This window comes from Kineococcus glutinatus (assembly GCF_039542765.1).
Lineage (GTDB): Bacteria > Actinomycetota > Actinomycetes > Actinomycetales > Kineococcaceae > Kineococcus_A > Kineococcus_A glutinatus.
Genome location: NZ_BAABIL010000841.1, coordinates 1 through 1,097 on the forward strand (window position 1 = coordinate 1; position 1,097 = coordinate 1,097).

Sequence of the window (1,097 nt, forward strand, 5' to 3'; positions counted from 1 at the left end):
GTCAGCTCGGTGCCCGACTCGCGCAGGGCGTCGGCCAGCACGTCGAGGTTCGACGCGCCGCCGGCGCCGGTGATGAGGCGGGAACCGAACCGCCGCCCGGCGATGACCAGCGGGTCGGCGTCGCCGGCCGCGGGGCGGACACCGGTGGTGGTGGTCGCGGGCCCGGTCGTGGTGGTGCTCACGCTCAGCCCCCCGCCACCGCGTCGAGGACCTCGAGGCGGTCGCCGTCGGCCACCGGGTGCTGCGCCCAGCGGCTGCGCGGGACGACCTCGTCGTTGGCGGCCACCGCGATCCCCTCGCGGGCGGCGGTGCCCAGCAGGCCGGCGACGACACCCGCGACGCTCGTGCCGGCGGGGGCGGTGCTCACCTCCCCGTTGAGCGTGAACCGCACGGCGGCCGCGGCCCGTGCGCCCGCGGGCCCCGCGGCCCCGGTCGTGACGTCCTGCACGGCGGGTTCTCCTCTCACTCCTGCGTCCCCGCGACGGGGCCGCTCGCTCCTGGCGGGGTCGGTCTCACGGCACGGGTGCCGGCTCGCGCGCGGCGAAGCGCCCCGGCGCGAAGGGCCGCAGGTGCCCGGGCAGCTCACCCGCGGTGAGCAGGTCCGCGATCCCCTCGCCGGTCACACCGGCCAGCAGCATCCCGTTGCGGTGGTGACCGGTGGCCAGCACCAGCCCGGGCAGCGCGCCCGCCCCCACGATCGGGGCGTTGTCGGGCGAGCCGGGCCGGCAGCGCGCCGCGGTCTCCACGAGCTCGGCCTCCCCGACGGCGGGCACCAGCGCCTGCGCGTCGCGCAGCAGCGCGTGCACGCCGCCGGCGGTGACCGTCTCGTCGAACCCCAGCTCCTCCGACGTCGCGCCGAGGACGAGCTCGCCGTCCGCGCGCGGCACGAGGTAGACGGGGTTGCCGCACACCGTGCCGCGCACCGTGCGCGAGATCAGCGGGCGCAGCGGCGCAGGCACCCGCAGCCGCAGGATCTGCCCCTTCACCGGGCGCACCGGCGGCAGCGCGGCCGCGGGCACCCCCGGCACCCGGCCGCTGGCGGCCCCGGCGGCCAGCACCACCACGTCGGCGGCGACCGCGGTGCCGCCGTGGCGCAC

General features: G+C 79.3%; 2 protein-coding genes and 1 pseudogene. All 3 read right to left on the reverse strand.

What is annotated here, in order from left to right; genetic code table 11:
• Positions 1–182, reverse strand: a pseudogene (locus tag ABEB16_RS21940) (thiazole synthase); the annotation flags it as partial.
• Between the two features lie 2 nt (positions 183–184).
• Positions 185–448, reverse strand: coding sequence for a sulfur carrier protein ThiS (gene thiS / locus ABEB16_RS21945; protein ID WP_345714288.1), 264 nt, complete (start codon positions 446–448; stop codon positions 185–187).
• A 64-nt stretch (positions 449–512) separates the two neighbouring features.
• Positions 513–1,097 (reverse strand): FAD-dependent oxidoreductase (locus tag ABEB16_RS21950; RefSeq protein WP_345714289.1); only part of this gene is annotated, 585 nt, incomplete at its 5' end.